At 61.8% G+C, this 18,508-nt stretch carries 19 protein-coding genes and 2 pseudogenes; 12 read left to right on the plus strand and 9 right to left on the minus strand.

All coding sequences use genetic code 11. The features are described from left to right. Positions 1–55: 55 nt before the first annotated feature. The 4 genes and pseudogenes from Y708_RS0119715 to Y708_RS26605 all read left to right on the plus strand — a co-directional run bounded on the left by Y708_RS0119715 (position 56) and on the right by Y708_RS26605 (position 4,906). Positions 56–1,195, plus strand: coding sequence for a histidinol-phosphate transaminase (locus Y708_RS0119715; RefSeq protein ID WP_028281242.1), 1,140 nt, complete (start codon positions 56–58; stop codon positions 1,193–1,195). Between the two features lie 138 nt (positions 1,196–1,333). Then, positions 1,334–2,509 (plus strand): pyruvate dehydrogenase (acetyl-transferring) E1 component subunit alpha, encoded by a 1,176-nt coding sequence (gene pdhA, locus Y708_RS0119720; RefSeq protein ID WP_028281243.1) that lies wholly within the window; start codon positions 1,334–1,336, stop codon positions 2,507–2,509. Further along, complete coding sequence (locus tag Y708_RS0119725) at positions 2,509–3,483, plus strand: alpha-ketoacid dehydrogenase subunit beta (RefSeq protein ID WP_028281244.1); 975 nt, start codon at positions 2,509–2,511, stop codon at positions 3,481–3,483. The genes pdhA and Y708_RS0119725 overlap by 1 nt, the downstream gene beginning before the upstream one ends. 9 nt (positions 3,484–3,492) lie before the next feature. Next, positions 3,493–4,906: pseudogene (locus tag Y708_RS26605) on the plus strand (dihydrolipoamide acetyltransferase family protein). Between the two features lie 15 nt (positions 4,907–4,921). Here Y708_RS26605 and Y708_RS0119735 read toward each other — a convergent pair. Beyond that, the gene (locus Y708_RS0119735) at positions 4,922–6,217 is read right to left on the minus strand and encodes an aminotransferase-like domain-containing protein (RefSeq protein ID WP_028281245.1); all 1,296 of its coding nucleotides are present in this window, start codon (positions 6,215–6,217) and stop codon (positions 4,922–4,924) included. 46 nt (positions 6,218–6,263) lie between these two features. Next, on the minus strand, positions 6,264–7,232 hold the full coding sequence (locus Y708_RS0119740; RefSeq protein WP_028281246.1) for a helix-turn-helix transcriptional regulator: 969 nt from the start codon (positions 7,230–7,232) through the stop codon (positions 6,264–6,266). A gap of 574 nt (positions 7,233–7,806) precedes the next feature. Here Y708_RS0119740 and Y708_RS0119745 point away from each other — a divergent pair. Together Y708_RS0119745 and Y708_RS0119750 are read left to right on the plus strand one after the other, a co-directional pair. Beyond that, positions 7,807–8,766 (plus strand): lantibiotic dehydratase C-terminal domain-containing protein, encoded by a 960-nt coding sequence (locus tag Y708_RS0119745; RefSeq protein ID WP_162150506.1) that lies wholly within the window; start codon positions 7,807–7,809, stop codon positions 8,764–8,766. Between the two features lie 51 nt (positions 8,767–8,817). After that, positions 8,818–9,009 (plus strand): hypothetical protein, encoded by a 192-nt coding sequence (locus Y708_RS0119750; protein ID WP_028281248.1) that lies wholly within the window; start codon positions 8,818–8,820, stop codon positions 9,007–9,009. A 31-nt stretch (positions 9,010–9,040) separates the two neighbouring features. On the opposite strand, the gene Y708_RS26610 is transcribed toward Y708_RS0119750, so the two are convergent. Next, entirely contained in the window at positions 9,041–9,325 is a 285-nt protein-coding gene (locus tag Y708_RS26610; protein ID WP_051479212.1) for a GerMN domain-containing protein, read from the minus strand. A 124-nt stretch (positions 9,326–9,449) separates the two neighbouring features. Then, the gene (locus Y708_RS0119760; RefSeq protein ID WP_028281249.1) at positions 9,450–10,013 is read right to left on the minus strand and encodes an NAD(P)H-dependent oxidoreductase; all 564 of its coding nucleotides are present in this window, start codon (positions 10,011–10,013) and stop codon (positions 9,450–9,452) included. A 102-nt stretch (positions 10,014–10,115) separates the two neighbouring features. On the opposite strand from Y708_RS0119760, the gene Y708_RS0119765 reads away from it, so the two are divergent. Then, positions 10,116–10,706: a TetR/AcrR family transcriptional regulator gene (locus tag Y708_RS0119765; protein ID WP_028281250.1), complete on the plus strand. Its 591-nt coding sequence runs from the start codon at positions 10,116–10,118 to the stop codon at positions 10,704–10,706. A gap of 1 nt (position 10,707) precedes the next feature. Here Y708_RS0119765 and Y708_RS0119770 read toward each other — a convergent pair whose 3' ends face one another. Next, positions 10,708–11,154 (minus strand): hypothetical protein, encoded by a 447-nt coding sequence (locus tag Y708_RS0119770; protein WP_028281251.1) that lies wholly within the window; start codon positions 11,152–11,154, stop codon positions 10,708–10,710. A 155-nt stretch (positions 11,155–11,309) separates the two neighbouring features. Between Y708_RS0119770 and Y708_RS0119775 the strand changes: the two genes are divergently transcribed. Both Y708_RS0119775 and Y708_RS0119780 read left to right on the plus strand, forming a co-directional pair. Then, on the plus strand, positions 11,310–12,056 hold the full coding sequence (locus tag Y708_RS0119775) for a GAF and ANTAR domain-containing protein (protein ID WP_028281252.1): 747 nt from the start codon (positions 11,310–11,312) through the stop codon (positions 12,054–12,056). 16 nt (positions 12,057–12,072) lie between these two features. Continuing rightward, positions 12,073–13,095 carry a Gfo/Idh/MocA family protein gene (locus Y708_RS0119780; RefSeq protein WP_028281253.1) on the plus strand — a complete coding sequence of 341 codons (1,023 nt, stop codon included), beginning with the start codon at positions 12,073–12,075 and terminating at the stop codon, positions 13,093–13,095. Here Y708_RS0119780 and ald read toward each other — a convergent pair. Further along, entirely contained in the window at positions 13,092–14,204 is a 1,113-nt protein-coding gene (ald, locus tag Y708_RS0119785) for an alanine dehydrogenase (RefSeq protein ID WP_028281254.1), read from the minus strand. The genes Y708_RS0119780 and ald overlap by 4 nt on opposite strands. 286 nt (positions 14,205–14,490) lie before the next feature. On the opposite strand from ald, the gene Y708_RS0119790 reads away from it, so the two are divergent. Continuing rightward, on the plus strand, positions 14,491–15,711 hold the full coding sequence (locus tag Y708_RS0119790; protein WP_155853961.1) for a PucR family transcriptional regulator: 1,221 nt from the start codon (positions 14,491–14,493) through the stop codon (positions 15,709–15,711). On the opposite strand, the gene Y708_RS0119795 is transcribed toward Y708_RS0119790, so the two are convergent. Further along, entirely contained in the window at positions 15,691–16,074 is a 384-nt protein-coding gene (locus tag Y708_RS0119795) for a helix-turn-helix domain-containing protein (RefSeq protein ID WP_028281256.1), read from the minus strand. The genes Y708_RS0119790 and Y708_RS0119795 overlap by 21 nt on opposite strands. Positions 16,075–16,257: 183 nt before the next feature. Between Y708_RS0119795 and Y708_RS29445 the strand changes: the two genes are divergently transcribed. Next, positions 16,258–16,524 carry a hypothetical protein gene (locus Y708_RS29445; protein ID WP_155853962.1) on the plus strand — a complete coding sequence of 89 codons (267 nt, stop codon included), beginning with the start codon at positions 16,258–16,260 and terminating at the stop codon, positions 16,522–16,524. A gap of 27 nt (positions 16,525–16,551) precedes the next feature. On the opposite strand, the gene Y708_RS0119800 is transcribed toward Y708_RS29445, so the two are convergent. Both Y708_RS0119800 and Y708_RS0119805 read right to left on the minus strand, forming a co-directional pair. Continuing rightward, a complete protein-coding gene (locus Y708_RS0119800) occupies positions 16,552–17,187 on the minus strand; it encodes a DM13 domain-containing protein (RefSeq protein ID WP_155853963.1) in 636 nt (211 codons plus the stop codon). Between the two features lie 72 nt (positions 17,188–17,259). Beyond that, positions 17,260–18,015 (minus strand): SDR family oxidoreductase, encoded by a 756-nt coding sequence (locus tag Y708_RS0119805; protein ID WP_028281258.1) that lies wholly within the window; start codon positions 18,013–18,015, stop codon positions 17,260–17,262. A 152-nt stretch (positions 18,016–18,167) separates the two neighbouring features. Here Y708_RS0119805 and Y708_RS0119810 point away from each other — a divergent pair. Then, positions 18,168–18,508: pseudogene (locus tag Y708_RS0119810) on the plus strand (pyruvate dehydrogenase (acetyl-transferring), homodimeric type); the annotation flags it as partial.

Consider the following 18,508-nt stretch of genomic DNA (forward strand, 5'->3'; position numbering starts at 1 on the left):
CCTCCCACCACTCGCTCCGCTCGCGGCGGGCCCCACGGCCGATAGGCTTAGGGCCATGACAACACCAGCCAACCAAGCGAACGCCGGTGTGGAGGACGTTCCCACCATCCACCCCCGCAGTGTTCTGGGGCGCCTTCCGCGGTATGCCGCGGGGAAGCCGCCCGTGGTCGTTGAAGGTCTTGAGAGTTTCAAACTGTCTTCCAACGAGAATCCGCTTCCGCCGCTTCCCGCGGTGCTTGAGGCGATTGGTGCCCAGACCAGCATCAACCGGTACCCGGATCCGATGACCACAGCCCTGCGTGCGGAGCTGAGCGGATTTCTCGACGTGCCGCCGGAAGACATTGTCACCGGTGCCGGAAGCCTGGGGGCGCTTAACCAGGTGTTGGCTACGTTTGCCGGCCAAAATGACTACGACGCCGCTGACGAGGTGATCTACCCATGGAGGTCCTTCGAGGCCTATCCCATCTGCGTAGGCCTCGCTGGCGCTGCAGGCGTGCAGGTGCCGCTGAAGGGGGACAGCACCCATGATCTTCAGGCCATGCTCTCGGCAATCACGGACCGCACCAGGGTCATCCTCCTCTGCACCCCGAACAACCCCACCGGGCCCATCCTTACCTCCGCCGAAGTGCAGGACTTCCTGGCCAAAGTGCCGGGTCATATCGTGGTGGTTATCGACGAGGCGTATCTCGAGTTCGTTAGAAACGCGGACGCTGTCGACGGGCTGGCCATGTACCGCAAACATCCAAACGTGGTTGTCCTGCGCACGTTTTCGAAGGCGCACGGCCTGGCCGGACTTCGGGTGGGCTACTCGGTGGCCCAACCGGTCCTCACCCAGCATCTGCGCGTCAGCGCGGTGCCGTTTGCTGTATCTCAGGTGGCAGAGCAGGCAGCCGTCGCCTCGTTAAAGCACAACGATCAGGTTGTGGAAAGGGTACAAAGCATCGTGGAGGAGCGTACCCGCGTGGTGGACGGTCTGCGCGGTCTCGGGTGGGATATTCCAGAGGCGGAGGGGAACTTCATCTGGTTGGCCCTCGGTGAGAACACCCCCGAATTTGCAGCTTTGGCGGATCAGCAGGCACTGTCAGTCCGGGCGTTCGGCGTCGAGGGGATCCGGGTAAGCATCGGGGAGCCTGAAGCCAACAGCCGTTTCCTGGCGCTTTGCGCAACCTACACAAGGCGGCCCGGAGTTTCCTAGCGCTTCATAAATAGGACGCGACGGGCGCCGTCGTTACTCTGGACAGGGGCGCATGGGTGCACACGTATGGAGCCCAGAGATATATGCATCACATGGAATGCAACGGTGAACCAACAAGTACGACGGCGAGGATGAGGTATGGGAGCAACGCGCCTGCCCGCAGCAGAGTTCGACGCAGAGGAACAGATCGACGCCTTGCAGGAGCCCGGCAACACTCACGGACCACTGGGGATGGTGCAGTTGCTGACGCCGGACGGCGAGGTGCGGGAGGATCGTGCGTTCAGCAGCTTTGCGCCGGACGAGTCCCAATTGCGGAACCTCTATCGCGACATGTATCTCCTCCGGCGGTTCGATCAGGAGTCCACGGCCCTCCAGCGTCAGGGCGAGCTGGCCCTGTGGGTGCCCATGACCGGGCAGGAGGCCGCTCAGATTGGTTCCGGGCGTGCAATGCAGACCCAGGACTACGCGTTTCCGACCTACCGTGAGCACGGGGTGGCGGTTACGCGTGGCGTCCGGCCCGCGGAACTACTGAAGCTGTTCCGTGGGATCACCAATGGTGGCTGGGATCCGCGGGAAAATGGCTTCCATCTGTACACACTTGTTCTGGCTGCGCAGGCGCTCCATGCCGTTGGGTATGCGATGGGCATGCAGCGCGATCAGGCCGCCGATCCAAGCCTGCCGAAGGCGGCAGCGGTAGCCTATTTCGGGGACGGCGCAAGTTCCGAAGGCGACGTCCATGAGGCTATGGTGTTCGCGGCGTCCTTCAACGCCCCGGTGGTGTTCTTTTGCCAGAACAACCATTGGGCAATCTCAGTTCCCTCGGAGGTACAGTCCCGCGTTCCGCTGGCCAACCGGGCGCAGGGGTATGGCTTCCCGGGGATCCGTGTGGACGGCAACGATGTGCTTGCGGTCCAGGCCGTGACTTCGTGGGCCCTCGAGCGTGCGCGGTCAGGGGCGGGTCCCGTGCTGATTGAGGCATTTACCTACCGAATGAGCGCGCACACCACAGCGGATGACCCCACAAAGTACCGTGCATCCGCCGAGGAGGAGCAATGGCTGCCCAGGGATCCGCTTGTCCGGGTGGAAAAGCGGCTTCGGTCCAGCGGCACCGACGATTTGTTCTTCGCGGAACTGGAGCAGGAGGCCAAGGTTCTTGCGACAGAGCTGCGCGCCGAGGTTCTTGCCATGCAGGCACCGGGATTTGAGCAGCGGTTCGCCACCACGTACGCCGAAGCGCATCCCCTGATCCGCGAGGAACTGGAGGCCTGGCAGGACTACGAGGCTGGCTTCGCAGACCAGGGGAAGGCGGAGTAATGCCAGTCATGACTATTGCCAAGGCCATCAATGAGGGTCTCCGTGCGGCGTTGGAGAGCAATCCCAAAACCCTGCTGATGGGCGAAGATATCGGGGAACTCGGCGGTGTCTACCGGGTCACCGAGGGATTGAAGGCCCACTTCGGTGCGGACCGTGTGGTGGATACGCCACTCGCGGAGTCGGGAATTATAGGATCCGCGATCGGTCTTGCCCTGCGGGGCTACCGCCCGGTCTGTGAAATCCAGTTCGACGGGTTTGTGTTTCCCGGATTCAACCAGATCACCACCCAATTGGCCAAGATTCATGCGCGCAGCGACGGCCAGCTCACCGCACCCGTTGTCATCCGCATCCCCTACGGCGGCGGGATCGGCAGCGTGGAACACCACTCGGAATCCCCGGAGGCGCTGTTTGCCCACACGGCGGGCCTTCGGATCATCACGCCGTCCAATCCTCAGGACGCCTACTGGATGATTCAGCAGGCCATTGATTGCGCAGACCCGGTCATTGTGTTCGAACCCAAGCGGCGCTACTGGCTGAAGGGCGAAGTGGACACAGCTACGGCGCCTGGCAGCCCTTTCGAAGCACACGTTCTGCGCGAGGGAACCGACGCCACCATTGTGGCCTACGGACCGCTGGTCCCCGTTGCACTCGCAGCGGCGGCGGCCGCTGCAGAGGACGGAACCAGTGTCGAAGTCATCGACCTGCGGTCCATTTCGCCGATTGATTTCGACGCCGTCACCACGTCGGTGACAAAGACCGGCCGGCTGATCATCGCCCATGAAGCACCCACCTTTGGCGGTATCGGCGGCGAGATCGCCGCGCGGGTTTCCGAGCGGGCTTTCCTCTCGCTGGAGGCGCCCGTGATGCGGGTGGGCGGCTTTCACCTGCCCTATCCTGTGGCCCGCGTCGAGGAACACTACCTTCCCGACATTGACCGGATCCTCCACTCGCTGGACAAGGCACTTGCCTACTAAAGGAACCCCATGACGCTGAACACCTTCAATCTCCCCGATGTAGGCGAAGGGCTCACCGAGGCTGAAATAGTCCAGTGGAAAGTCCAACCCGGCTCAACCGTCGCGATCAATGACGTCATTGTCGAAATTGAGACGGCAAAGTCGCTGGTGGAATTGCCGTCGCCTTTTGCCGGGGTGGTGGCCGAGCTGCTTGCTGAGGAAGGCCAGACCATCGAGGTCGGCACCCCCATCATCTCCGTCTCCGACGGCATGGAGGAACCTCCGGCGCCCGACCATATTCCCGGCGAGCTGGTGACTCCGCCCGCTCAGGAGGAGACGTCGTCGTCCCCTGAATCAAGCGGACCGCTGGTGGGAACCGGGCCCAAGGCCGACGCGGTCAAGCGGCGACCACGTAAGGCTGGCAGCGTAACGGCACCCAAACCAACGACGACGGCGNCCTGCCGCCGTGCCCGACGGTCCCGTGGCCGGACCGCCCGAACCAGGCCGGGCGCAACCAGCGGCCGCAGCCGCACCGCCGCGCACCAGCCAACTGAACCAGCTGATCAACCGGGTTCTGGCCAAGCCGCCGGTGCGCAAGGCGGCGAGGGACCTCGGAATCAACCTTGCCGACGTGCCGGGAACCGGCTCCTCAGGGGAAGTGACCAAGCAGGATCTCCTGAGCTACCAGGCCCAGCGGGATGCCGAGCAGGACGGTGCGGACAGTTTCTGGGGCGAAACCCGCAAGCCGCAGGACCAGCGGATCGAACGGGTGCCCGTGAAGGGAGTCCGCAGGGCCACGGCCAAGGCGATGGTGGAGAGTGCCTTCTCGGCTCCGCATGTGAGTATTTTTGTGGACGTCGATGCCTCCCGCACCATGGAATTCGTCAAGCGGCTGAAGGTGTCCCGTGATTTTGAGGGCATTAAGGTTTCGCCCCTGCTGATCCTTGCAAAGGCCGTCATCTGGGCGGCGGCACGGAACCCGTCCGTTAACGCCACCTGGGCCGATGACGAGATCCACATCAAGCACTTCATGAACCTCGGCATTGCCGCCGCTACCCCGCGCGGGCTGATGGTGCCCAACATCAAGGATGCGCAGGATCTCTCGCTGAAGGAGCTTGCGCTGGCTCTCAACGAGCTGGCCGGCAAAGCCCGTGCCGGGAAGACCCAGCCGGTGGAGATGCAAGGCGGCACCCTGACGGTCACCAATATAGGCGCATTGGGCATCGATACCGGCACGCCCATCATCAACCCGGGCGAGGTGGCCATTGTCGCCTTCGGCACCATCAAGCAGAAGCCGTGGGTGCTCGACGGCGAAGTGATTCCGCGCTGGATCACGACGCTGGGCGGGTCGTTCGATCATCGTGTTGTGGACGGTGACCTCAGCGCACGCTTCATGGCGGACGTTGCGGCGATCCTGGAAGAGCCAGCGCTCCTGCTGGATTAGGCAGCGAGGCGGCGCTTAGGTCGTGAGCTCATCCATGGCGGCGCGGAGGATGGGTGCGAGGCGGGTGATGCCTTCCACGATGTCTTCGCCCGAGACGGCGCTGAAGGCGAGTCTCAGTTTGTTGGATGGATTGTCCGACGGCGTAAACGCTGCTCCCGGGATGAACACCACACCGGCGTCGATCGCCTGATAGAGCAGCGGATATGTGTCAACGCCCTCCGGGAGGGTGAGCCACACAAAGAAACCGCCATCCGGCTTGGTCCAGTGCACGCCGTTGGGCAGGCACTCGGCCAGCGCTGCCAGCATGGTGTCGCAGCGTTCCTTGTAGAGGGCGCGGGTGGACTGGAGATGACCCTGCCAGTCATAGTCACTCAGGTAGGCGGATACCAGCATTTGGGTCAGCGGAGACGGGCACAGGACCACCGCCTCGCAGGCGAGGTAGAACCGGCGGTGCAAGTGTCTGGGCACCAACGCCCATCCAAGGCGGACTCCGGGCGCAAAAATCTTGGAAAAGGAGCCCAGATAGATGACGTCATCGGGGTTATCGGCCCGCATGGGCGCAAGCGGATGTCCGTCAAAGCGGAGCAACCCGTACGGGTTGTCCTCCAGCACCAGGATGTTGTGCTCCCTGCAGATGTCTACAACACGCTGCCGGCGCGCGGCCTCCATGGTGATTCCGCTGGGGTTGTTAAAGCTTGGAATCGTATACAGGAGTTTGATGTTTCTGCCGGCCGCCTCCAGCTCGGCGATCCGCAACTCCAGCTCCTCCGGGATAAGCCCGCCGTCGTCCATGGGAACTGCCTGCACATCCACCTGATAGGCCTCGAACGTGTTCAGCGCGCCCACGTACGTCGGATCCTCGCACAAGATCACGTCACCCGGATTGCAGAAGATCTTGGCTGCGACATCCTGTGCGGATTGTGAACCCGTGGTGACCACAATGTCGGCAGCGTCGGCGTCGGTGATTCCCTCGGCGGCCATGACTTCGCAGATCTGCTCCCTGAGGAGCTCCATGCCCTGCCCGCCACCGTACTGCAGCGCTTCCAGCCCACGCTCGGCGATGATCTGCTGTGCAGTCATGCCAAGCGCCTCAAGCGGAAGGGACCGAAGATATGGGCTACCACCTGCAAGGGAGACGAGTCCCGGCCGGATGGAGATGTCGAAGACGTCCCGCACCGCAGACTGCTTGATGTTCGCTGCACGGACTGAGAAGAGATCCTCGTGGCGGTGAGCCGATTCAGCTGCGCGTTCGAGCGCTACTTCGGTTTCGGCGGGCAGTGTCTGTGGGTCCAGTTTGTTCTGTGAGTTCACCCACACAGTCTAAGGGGCAGGTTCACTAATGGGCAACAGATGTTTCCTAGATCCATCCAGCACCGTGGGCCTTGATGCCCGCTTGGAACCGGCTTTCGGCGTTCAAGGTCTCCAGCATCCAGGCTATGTGCCGGCGGCAGGTGCGCACATTGATGTCCAACCGCCTCGCGATCACTTCGTCGGAGTAACCGGCTGCCAGTCCTTGAAGGATTGCCCGCTGCGTGCTGTTCAAAGGGGAAGTATCAGGTTTGTCCACTAGAAACGGCTCACTCAACTCCCACGCAAACTCGAACAGTTGGGTGAAGATGTGGATGAGATGCGGATCCCGGACCACCAAGGCAGCCTTGTCCTCATGATTCAGTTGCCGGGCTACCAGCGCGAGCTTCCGGTCGAAGATCAGCATCCTGAGTGGGACGTGTGGGAGAGCCCCGAACTGACCACCCTGCGCAGCGATGGCCGCCACGGCTTTCCGGGTGGGGACGTGGTCGCGCGTGCTGATGTCGTACAGCGTTTTGCGGACTACGCCCATGCTCAGCAATTCGAGATCCTTGCGGATGTTCTCTTCCTGGACGTCTGCCGTGGAACCCTGCCCGGGCTGGGCAATCAGCACTTTCTCGGACACATCGCGACCATAGTCAATGAGCACCCGATGAATGAGGTTGGGATCCTCGAGCGTCTCGACTGCAGAACTGGTAATTACCGACTTGCGCGCCTCAAGGTAAGCGGGGACAAGGCTGGAGAGTTCACGGCGTCGAGCACTGATCCGCGATTTCAGGTCCTGGACTGTCCGCTCGTCGGCATCGACCAGGTCGGCAAGGGCAACATCGGGCGAAATGGCTACAAAGGCATCCCGGTGTGCGGTCTGCGGGCTGAGAAGCTTTCGCGCACCAAGTTCGTCCATCGCGGCGTCGATGTCTCGCAGTGTGTAGCCGAGGGCCTCCGACGCTTCAGATTTTGTCCACCCCGGGTGCCCCACGGCATAGCGGTAGAGCTCAAGGCACAGGCCGTCAAGCATGGACTCTCCTCTCTGGATGTCTGATCCCCACTTGGTAGCCTACAGATGACCGCCGGAAGGATCGCGGAGACGAGTTTGTTGTGACGGGCAACGCTCCGAAAATACGGGTGAAAAAGTATGACATGTCCGGTTAATGACATCGATCGACGACGCTTGCTTTAAGGTTGTACGGAACCGCTCCTTTCCCTGAGTTCGCGGACTTTTCCACAGGTTCGATTTGATCTTGACAAGGGCCATTTCAGGGGGGTTTGTCCTTATTAGGCCATGTCCTGAACAGGCCACTTTGCTGGCTGGACAGCGGTGTTCCGGGAGCGTCATTCTAGAGAGGCCGGTTCAATGTCGACCGGAGCAGCAGTGTGTGCAGGTCATTCGAAAGGGAATCTCATGAACAAGATTGTCGGTGCAAGCTGGGACTGGCCCAAGTCTGCCGCAGCAAGCTGGGATTGGCCCAAGTCTGCCGCAGCAAGCTGGGATTGGCCCAAATAGTCACTGGATCCCCTTATTGTCCGGGGGCAGATGGCTTCCATAAGAACTCGCCCCAGCGGCGGTAACCATAGCCCGAGAGGAGTATGCCTTGAGTCAGCTGACCGCAGTTCGAACCGCCTCACGAACAGCAAACAGCACTCAGTGGTGGCATATCTCAGTATTCACCGGTGGCTTCGATGTAGCGGACGGCATCATTGGAGAATTGGTTACCCCGCTGGCGGCGCAGGCTCAAGTGCTCGGAGCCGAAAGATGGTTCTTCACTAGATGCGCAGAACCATCTTTTCCGCATGTAAGGATGCATGTGCTGGCTCAGCAGGCTGTCCTGGACAGACTTCAGGCATTTCACCGCGCGCTTCAGGCGCAGGCCGGTGATATTCTGCCTCAGCTCACCGTTCGGCAGCACTTCTCTGCACCGGCCTCAGGGCGCCACTATTTCGGGGGTGCCGGGGAGACAGACCCGCAGTTGGAATCAGACCTGGTGAAGTACGGCGGCATTGAAGGACTTCAGTTGGCGGAAGAGGTCTTCGAACTCTCATCCGAACTAGCTGCCTGGGCGAACCAGCGCTTTGTCAAAATGCACAATCGCTCGGCTTTCGCATCCCTTCTCCTTTTCGATTCCGCAAGGAGCATGATGAAGGGGCCACGATCGGCTGGCTGGGCCGACCGGCGCCGGATTTCGTGGGAGTTTTACTGGGACACCCACCTGAAGACCTGTACCGCTGATCTCGGTCCACGTTCGGCCGGCGTTCGGGACGCCATGACCGCACAGGTAAGCGCCAAAATCCCAGCGTTTCACAGCCTGATGTCTGCAACCGCAGCGGAGTCGGCCGTGCACAACTGGCGCCGGCGCTGGTTTAGGGCGATCGATACCTACCTCTACCGTGCCGACCGGGTAAGAGTCAGCCGCAGCGCACAGCACCTGACGGTTTACCAGGCCCACATGATGCTCAACCGTCTTGGATTCACGCCACGGGAAGAGGCAGCCCTGGGGTTGTACGCCCGCTCCTGGAGCGTGGACCGGGAGAAGGCGGCGTTCCAACAGAACTAGCCGCTCCGCACACCCCCGCGAAGCAGCGCGACAAGAAAGGACACGCTCACCATGGCAGCACATAATGACGTTATCCTGGCCGCAGATGTCCGAGATCTGAGCGAAGCCCTGGGATGCTCCCCGGATACTCTTGAGGACATGCGGGGAATGGGTGTTATCGCTTCCCGCGGTGAGTTATGGGAGGTCGGCGCGGCACGGGATTATCTGCGGGATGCTGCCTGGGCAGACAATCTCTGGCACTAGCACGCCGGCGAGGCGCCCCGTCGCCGTCCGGTCACATTCCGCTCAGAAGCTCATCCAGTGGAACCCCATCAAAAGACACGCTTGCGCTACGCACGCCCGTTGCGGTCATGGCCGTCTGCTCCAGTTGCGCCTTCACCCGTGGAGCATCGCAGGGACCGCCAAGAATCAATTCGCTTGAAAGATTTACCGCCACAGTTTCGCCTTCAACGCGACCCGACTCGAACGCCAGATTCGATCGATACAGCGCGTTGCAGAGCGCGGACTGACCGAAACACTGCTCCTTGTCCGCCAGTAGCCTCGCGGTGATCACCTTCACCGTCGGCTCCCGTCTCGCTGTCCGACACGGAAGGCGCGAGTGTGGCGCTGCTGGCGGTTGTCGTTGTTGGTGCCGGGACGATCACCTTTGGTTGCCCTTCGATAGCCCAATGGCGACCCGAAAACTACACCTGAGAGGGCTGTACGGCTCCGGCGAGCGAGCGCACAACCGTGAGGAGCTGGTCGACCACTTCCTGGTCGTCTTTGGGGTGGAGTTCAGCGAAGCGCACCAGGGATCCGGCGATTGACAGCTTCACATCGTCGAGTACACGGGCACCTGCCACACCGAGTGACCGGCGTGCGTCATCATGTGCCCAGACTCCGCCGTACTGTCCAAATGCAGAACCAATGACTGCAGCCGGCTTGCCGCTGATAGCCCCGGCGCCAAACGGGCGGGACAGCCAGTCGATGGCATTCTTAAGGACTGCGGGAATGGTGCCGTTGTACTCGGGTGAGATGACCAGCACCGCATCTGCCCTCTCTGCGGCCTGCCGGAGTGCCGCCGCTGCGGGCGGCAGCGAGCCGATAGTGTCGGTGTCCTCGTTATAGAAGGGGATGTCTGCAAGTTGCTCGAACCGGATGAGTTCCACGCCGTCGGGAAGGTTGAGCCCGGCGGTTTCCGCAAGCTTAAGGTTGATGGAGCCTTGGCGAAGGCTGCCGACCAGGGTGAGGATTTTGAAGGATGACATGATTTCTCCTGCTTAGGGACGGGGCCCGATGGTTGGCGCGAGGCCATTGACTGTTAAACGGACCGTGGTCCGCTTCGTATTCCGGGAGATATAGTGATCTGCATGACACTGATGCCCGGCCGGGACAGCGAGCGTGTGGATGCGGCGCGGAACCGCAGCCGGGTTTTGGACGCTGCTGCGGAACTCGTGGCGAAGCGGGGAGTCGAAAACCTGACCATGGATGAGCTCGCCAAGACCGCTGGGGTTGGCAAGGGCACGGTCTTTCGCAGGTTTGGCAGCCGTTCAGGACTGATGCATGCTCTGTTGGATCATCAGGAGCGCGAATTTCAGACGGCCTTCATGTTTGGGCCACCACCGCTGGGGCCGGGCGCTCCAGCCGCTGAGCGCCTCAGGGCTTTTGGCGGGGCGGTCATCGCACGGCTTGACGTTGACGGACCACTGCTCCGGGCAGTGGCCGCGCCCGGTGACGCTTACTACTCCCATCCGACCCAGAAGCTGGTACGCCAGCAGTTGACCCATCTTCTGAAGGAAGCGGGGGCGGTCGGCGACGTGGAGATGATAGGATACCAGCTGGCTTGCTGCCTCAATGCGGGCCTGCTGCTTCACCTCAGGCACGAACGGGAAATGAGTTTGGAACGGCTGGTCCTCGGATGGGAATCACTGGTGGGGAGCGTGGTGGGACCGGAGCCCTGAACTACTGGCGCAACTGATCGATTAATGTCTGCAGCACGTGACGAAGGCCGGGGGAGTGGCCAACCGACCTCAGCAGTTCATCCTCCACTTGACGCGCTTTGGTGAGGACTGTCCGGCCATGATTTGTGATGACCAGGCCACCGGAACTATGCGGTTCGGCGCAGCCCAAGCTGACCAGGCGGTCGGTTTCCCGCGTAGTCACATCGTTGGATATCAGGCCCTGTTGTGCGAGGTCGTGAATTTCAGCCTGAGGTCCGTCAGCAAGGAGGCCCAGAAAAAAGGCGCCGATTGGGGTGATCCCGAGATCCGCAATTCCTTCCTCCAGATGCCTCTCCAGGAAGAAGGCCGCGGTGGCAAGCATGAGCCGTGTTGATTGATGGTCCACCTGTGCGGGGGACTCAAGAGCGGTGGTCAGCGGAAGGGTGCCGGGTTCCGGAGCGGGTGCCATGTTGTCCTGAGGGTGTGAGGATGCGGTGGCCGCTTCTTGACCGTTCCCTGATGATAGTACGCAGTTCGCGGGGCAGGAAGTCTGCAGCCCGACTACACTCGTCGCAGTGGCGTTAAGCATCGCCGGTTCAATCGGATGTGAAGGGTCGTAACGCCATGCAGGAGGTTCCCGGAAGGGTCGGTGGGCGTTCGGCTGCAGCAGACCTGCAGGACCTCCTGGTTGAACATCCCGGCGTCTGGGAATTCCTCCAGGAGTTGGCGGTCTTCACGTCCGTCACGCTGAGCAACGAGGCTCCGGCGCACTGCGGGATCACGCTTCAACGAGGCGCGGGAGACCAACTCACGGTGGGAAGCAGCAGCCCGGAAGCCAAGCGCATGGACGAGGTCCAGTACCAGTTCGACGACGGACCGTGCCTTCACGCTCTCCGCCAGCACACTGAAGTGCAGATACCCGACGTTGCGTCCGAGAACCGGTGGCCGGACTTCATGAAACACATTGCCGGAAACAATGTTGGTGCAATGTTCTGCCTCCCGTTGAGGCTCGAAGGCACAGCCCGCGCGGCATTGAACCTGTACGTCCGGGATCCCGCGACCATGACCGTGCAGCTCAAGGACATTGCGCGCGGGTACGCGGCGCAAGCGTCCCAGGCGCTGAAGTTATCCGTCCGAACCGCCGGCTACGCCACAATGGTTGAAGATCTTAATTCCGTTCTTCAGTCGCGCACGGAGATCGACCTTGCCATCGGAATCATCATGGCTCAGAACCGCTGCACTCAGGCTGAAGCATTTGACGTCCTGCGAAAAGCGTCCAATGGGCGGAACGTGAAGCTGCGGGTGCTTGCAAACGAGATTGTAGGTGCGCTCAATGGGACTGCGCCGGTGGCTCACTTCAACCGCGCCTGATCCGTATTCTGGAAAGATGGACAGGATCAGGACGGCAGTCATAGGGTTTGGACTCGGCGGACGCGTTTTTCATGCCCCGTTTGTCCAGGCGAATGCACGGTACTCGTTGGATGTGGTGGTCACCTCCAATCCGGAACGCAGGGCTGAGGTGGAAAAGCGCTACCCGAATACCCGTGTGGTGCCAACTGTGAACGATGCGCTTGCGATGGCCAACGAGCTCGATCTGATCGTTATCACCACGCCGCCCGCCAGCCATGCAGAACTGGCGGAGGCAGCGCTGGAGGCCGGGGCCGCCGTCGTCGTTGATAAGCCGTTTGTCGTGGACACGGCCCAGGGGGAGCGGCTGGTGACGCTCGCCGCACGCAAGGGGCTGCCGCTGTCGGTGTACCAAAACAGCAGGTGGAACGGCGATTATCTTACCGTCAGAAAGCTGCTGGCGGAGGGGGCGCTTGGCACTGTGCGGCGTTTTGAGTCGCGCCTCGAATCGTACAAGCCGGCGGTGCGGGCACCCTGGAAGGCCAGTGCGGGCGCTGCCGAGGGTGGAGGCATCCTCTACGACCTGGGGCCCCACTTGATCGATCAGGCGCTTCAGCTGTTTGGGCCGGCGGAACTGATGCACGCCGAGATCGCCGCTCACCGTGCGGAAGAAGGGCCTGACGACAACACATTCCTTGCGCTGCAGCACACTTCCGGAGTCATCAGCCATTTGTGGATGAACACCCTGGCCCCGCAGGCAGCGCCCAGGTTTCGGGTGACTGGTTCCACATCCGCCTACACCAAATGGGGGGTGGAGGTGCAGGAACCAAGCCTCGATGCCGGAATGCTCCCAACCGACCCGCATTACGGCGTCGAGGACCCGCTTGCCTGGGGCCTCCTTGGATTTGACGGAAACGCAGAACGGGTACGCACCGAAACCGGCGCGTACCCGGAGTTCTGGAGCCGGATGGCATCGGCGGTCCTGGACGGCGCTCCGGTCCCGGTGGACCCGGAGGACAGTTTGGCCGCCCTCCGCATCATTGAAGCGGCTCACCGGTACTAGACCAGCTGGCGCCAGTCCTCTGCGAGCTCGAGGTTGTGGGCATCCGACACCGACCGGTGTGCCACTTTTCCGTCGGCGATGTTGAGGCCGTGGGCGAGCGCTGGCACGGCTTCAAATGCGCCCTTGACGCCGAGGTTGGCGAGTGCCACTGCATACCTGAGCGTGACGTTGGTCAGCGCGTAGGTTGATGTGTTTGGAACTGCCCCGGGCATGTTGCCCACGCAGTAGAACAGCGAGTTGTGCACAGCGAAGGTTGGGTCCTGGTGGGTGGTCACGTGGGAATCTTCAAAGCAGCCACCTTGGTCCACGGCGATATCAACCAGCACACTGCCCGGCTTCATCCGCGAGACCATCTCGTTGGTCACAAGTTTCGGTGCCTTGGCTCCGGGAATGAGGACCGAGCCGATCACCAGGTCGGCGTCCAGCACTGCGCGCTCAATCTCAAACGCATTGGACGCAATGGTTTTGACGCGCCCGGCGTAGAGCGCGTCGATTTCACGGAGCCGGGCAATATTGATGTCGAGGATGGTTACCTCGGCTCCCGTGCCCACCGCCATGGCAGTGGCATTGGTACCGGCGACGCCGGCCCCCAGCACCACGACTTTGGCTGGCCGTACACCGGGAACACCTCCGAGCAGCAGGCCCGGTCCGCCGGAGGGTGCGGTCATGACCTGCGCGCCGACCTGCACGGCCAGCCTGCCGGCAACCTCGGACATAGGGGCCAGGAGCGGAAGGGCGCGGCCTTCCTGTACGGTCTCGTAGGCGATGGCCGTAACCCCTGATTCCATCAGGGCGTGGGTGAGCTTCGGCTCGGCGGCAAGGTGCAGGTAAGTGAAGAGGATGAGCCCATGGCGGAAACGGTGATACTCCTCGGCAATGGGTTCCTTGACCTTCATCACCATGTCCGCGCGCGCCCACACGTCGTCAGCAGACTCCAGGAGTTCGGCGCCCGCGGCCACATACTCGGAGTCTGAGATATTGGAGCCAACGCCGGCGCTCTTCTCAACCAGCACCGTGTGGCCCTGTGTGCGAAATTCGTGCACACCGGATGCGGTGATGGCTACGCGAAATTCGTTGTTCTTGACTTCTTTTGGAACGCCGATAATCACGGGATTCTCCGTTGCTCTCGAAACTGTTGCCTGCTGAGGCTGGTGGCCTGCTGCTTCCAGAATACGTACGCTCACGGTGGTGCGGACAGGGCTTTGCGGAGGCACTCTGAGCGAAACCGCGGACGACGACGGCGGTGGGTGGGCGTCGTCGTCGTTCCTGTCCTGCGCCGCGGCGCGGAAATAGGGCACAGTGTGAGCGCGGTCACTATCATTCTCGGGGCCGATCGCGCTATCGACAGTTGTCGAGGTTTTGTGCGGCAAGTGTAGTCCGCGGGTCACGTAGCATATGAGGGTGCAGACGGCGGAGGTGGAGCTCGAGGTCGAGCGGATAGCCACGACCCTGCAGCGCGGACTGTCGCTGGAGGATCTGGACGGCGTGCTGTTGGCGTATAGCAGCCACCAATCCGCAGCCGACAAAGTGCGTGTGAACTTCCTGCTGAGCAAGAAGGTCCCCGAGGACGTCAGCGCTTGGCAGCTCCAGCATGGCATCGCCACCGCTGTGCGACCGGTTATTGTTCCGTCCAACCAGCAACTGGGCATGCTCGGACGGGTGTGCGTCCCGCTGTTGGTGCGGGGATTCCGAGTGGGCTATCTGTGGGTGCAGCAGGATTCCGTGGAGAGTACAGCTGATGGAATTCTGGATCAACTACCCCTGGTTCGCGGTGAAATCGACCGTCTTGCTGCATTGCTGCTGGAGGGCAACACGGCGGAGTCGGAGCACCGACGGCGCCGCGAGAGTACCTTCCTTGCGGCATGCGGCGGGGAAGCCGCGGCCGTTGGGGAGGTGGCCGAATGGCGCGAACTGCACAACACCAATCCTTGGCAGCTTGCCGTGATACTGGATCAGGGTCCCACGCACGACTCAGCCAATGATCCGCAGGCGGGAACACTTGCGCGACGAACCGCTGCGCTGCAGGCAACCGTGGGTGCGGGCCAGGTTCTCTTCAGTGCCGGCGCGCCGGCGCATGCCGTCCTCCTGCTCACAAACGCGGCCGGAGCGCCGGGGCACGGCGGGATGCTGGCCCGCTACGGAGACCAGCTCAGCAAGCGCACGGGCCTGGAGGCCACCCGGCTCATCCTGGGCATGGGCGAACCGTTCCCGCATTTGGACGGCCTCGGACGGGCGTACGCGCAGGCGTTGCGGGCAGCGCAGGCATCAGCGGTCGATGCGCAACTGGGCGACGTTGTTGACTACCGGGGAATAGGCGCGTACCAGTTCCTTGCCGAGGGCGGTTGGAAGCTGACGGCCGCCCGGTCCGTGTGCTTTACTGAGCTCGCGGAGCAGGACCGCAACACCGAACTTCTTCCAGTGCTGGAGCTGCTGTATGACAAGAACGGATCAGTCCAGGACGTTGCCGCCCAACTGCACCTTCACCGGAGCAGCGTCTACAACCGGCTGGCGCGTATCCGGTCGATCATTGGGGCTGATCCGCTCAGTGGGCAGGTCCGATTGGAGCTGCATCTGGCGCTCAAGGCCCGCAGATGGTCACGGCGCCCCCGTATCTGAGCCGCGCTGCGCTTTGACCCAGGCATCGATATGTTCGCGCCGGATCCGCCGGTGGCTTCCTCGGTACTCGACCGGTATCACGCCCGCGTCGGTGAGGTTCCGGAGGTAGGTGTCCGAAATTCCCGCAGCCTTCGCCGCCTGCGACGTAGTGAGGGTTTCGGCGACGGAATTCACCATGACCGTTTCCCCTGCTGCCATCCGCCGCAGGAGGTCGACGACGGCGTCGCGCGCCATCGCAGGTAGCGTCACCGCAGTTCCGTCCACAAAGACCGTGACGTCGTCGTTGTCTGTCAGTGCATTGGTCAGCCGCAGCGCGTCCTGGTTGGGCAGGGCGGCAGTGATCCTTGGGCTGCGAAGCGTCATTACACCATTCTGCCCAGAGCCGCTTCCTCCGACAGGCCAATTCGCAGATAAAGCCTTTCGGATTCAGTCTGATGAGCGTATCGTTATGGAACCTTAACTAAGACTACTTAGTTGTTGCCAAAGGTTACTTGCTTGGTTTGAATCTTCGCCATACTCATCTTGCGGTTGGAACGGTGGAAAATTATGACGACAATTAACCCTGACCATTTGAGCGCGACGCTTCCGTCGCCAAGTCAGCTCACCGAGCGTGACAGCGCGCTTCCCTGGTGCCCGGACTGCGCCACGGATGATTTTTTGATCTACGAAGACTTTGTTCCCGCCCGCGTTTCAGCAGGAGGTCGTGATCTCATCCCGGCCAGCGTGAGCTATTCCTGCTCCGTTTGCGGAAGCTTCAATGGCCATCAAGTGCCGCCCATGTGGAGCCCGCCGCACTGGTTCTGGTACAGCTGATCCCGGTTTTGCGAGGGCGTTTCCTGTTTAGGAGCTGAGTTGTGCCGCCCCGAAGGACACGCCAAACTGCACGCACCACAGGTCCACGGCCACAAACTTGGACAGGTCAACATCGTCAGGAATCTCGTATACCTGGTTGCCTTGATTGCCCTTGATCAGTCCAAGGTCCACGAATTCAGCTGAGCCCGCCGTATACCAGCCGGCTGTGCCTTCAACTACGTCTGCTGCGCTAAGCCACACGCGAACGTCCGGACCGTTGGTGGTGTCCAGGTTTTCCAGCGTGAGCACCCGTGTGCCGTCTTCCTGCTCGATGATCCGCACCGTGCCGGTGGTTGCGTGCTCATGACTGATGAGCGATCCTTCAGCAAGTTGGATCGGGCCCGTAGATGCGGGGTCCACCGGTTCTTCAACGGCGGGGGGAACGGTGGACGCAGCCCCGGCGGGTGGCTCCGCAGAGATGGAGGCCGAGGCGGACCCAGATGCGGACGCGGACGGCGTGGGCGTCATTACCTCCGGTGATGCGGCGACTGCGGGAAGAGCGTCGTCCACGCGAATGTCGACGAAAAGCAGCCATGGCTTGAATACAGTCAATCCCACCACCAGTACCAGGACGCCGATGGCCGCGCCGACAATGATCAAAATCCGCTTGCGGCCAGTTCTCATAATCAAAAGCTAGCATCGCTCAGCCGTGCGGAAAGGGTTAAGCAGCCACGCGTTATGTAAACGTAAGGACTGTTATCCCCGACCAATGAACGGCATGCCACTCGCAGTAATCAGCAGAGATCCGATCGATGCCGACGGCGGCAGTTGCGCCATGTACAGCACCGCACGCGCAGCTTCATCCACGGGAAAGGTGGGCTCGGGCCGGCGTGAACCATCTGCCTGGAGAGCGCCGTCGCCAACACCGAGCGTGCTCATCAGCTCCGTGTGCGCATTCCCAATATCGATCTGACCGCAGGTGATCCCGTATGCCCTGCCGTCCAGTTCGATCGACTTAGTGAGACCGGTGATCGCGTGCTTGGTGGTGGTGTAGGCAGCTGAGCGCGGACGCGGCGAATGGGCGGCGATGGAGCCGTTGTTGATGATGCGCCCGCCCTGGGGGTGTTGCGACTTCATCAGCCGGAACGCGGCAGCGGCACAGAGGAAGGATCCGGTCAGATTGACTGCGACCGTCTCGGACCACGCCTCCGGCGAAATCTCGTCCACTCCGCCGGGTGGACCAAACATGCCGGCGTTGTTGAAGAGGATATTGAGCACCCCAAGTTCGGTGCGGACACGCTCGAAGAGGCGTTCGACGTCGTCGTGCCTAGTCACATCCGTGGGCACTACGTGCGCAAGCGCGTGCCCCCGCGCTGTCTCTTCGAGCGCCTCGCGACGGCGTCCGGCAAGTACGACGGCGTAACCTGCGTTCAGGAAGCCGCGCGCCACCGCTTGTCCAATGCCGGAGCCGGCGCCGGTGATGACGGCGGTTCGGTTACCCTGCGTGCCCATGTATATGCTCCTCGCTGCAATTGACATATTCGGAGGCGAACCAGTTCACTGTACGTACTCTAATGGAATAATTCTTCCACATCGCGAAATCAATGACGATACGGAAACTTGAGGGCCCGTGGCTTACAGCCGTCGGGCGGAAGTAGGTTCGCATGACTGCTGATCAAAGCATTCTAAGTAGTTTGACTGACGGATTGAATGGCCGGGCGCCTGATGTTGATCCTGGGGAGACGGCTGAGTGGGTTGAGTCGTTGGATGGGTTGATTCGGGAGCGGGGGACGGAGCGGGCGCAGTTTATTATGCGGTCGTTGTTGCAGCGTGCGGGTGCTCAGTCGGTGGGTGTGCCGATGGTGACGACCACTGATTATGTGAATACGATTCCGGTGGATCAGGAGCCGGAGTTCCCGGGCGATGAGGAGATTGAGCGGACGTATCGGGCGTGGATGCGGTGGAACGCGGCGGTGATGGTGCATCGTTCGCAGCGGCCGGAGAT

This window comes from Arthrobacter sp. H5 (assembly GCF_000520595.1).
GTDB lineage: Bacteria > Actinomycetota > Actinomycetes > Actinomycetales > Micrococcaceae > Arthrobacter_D.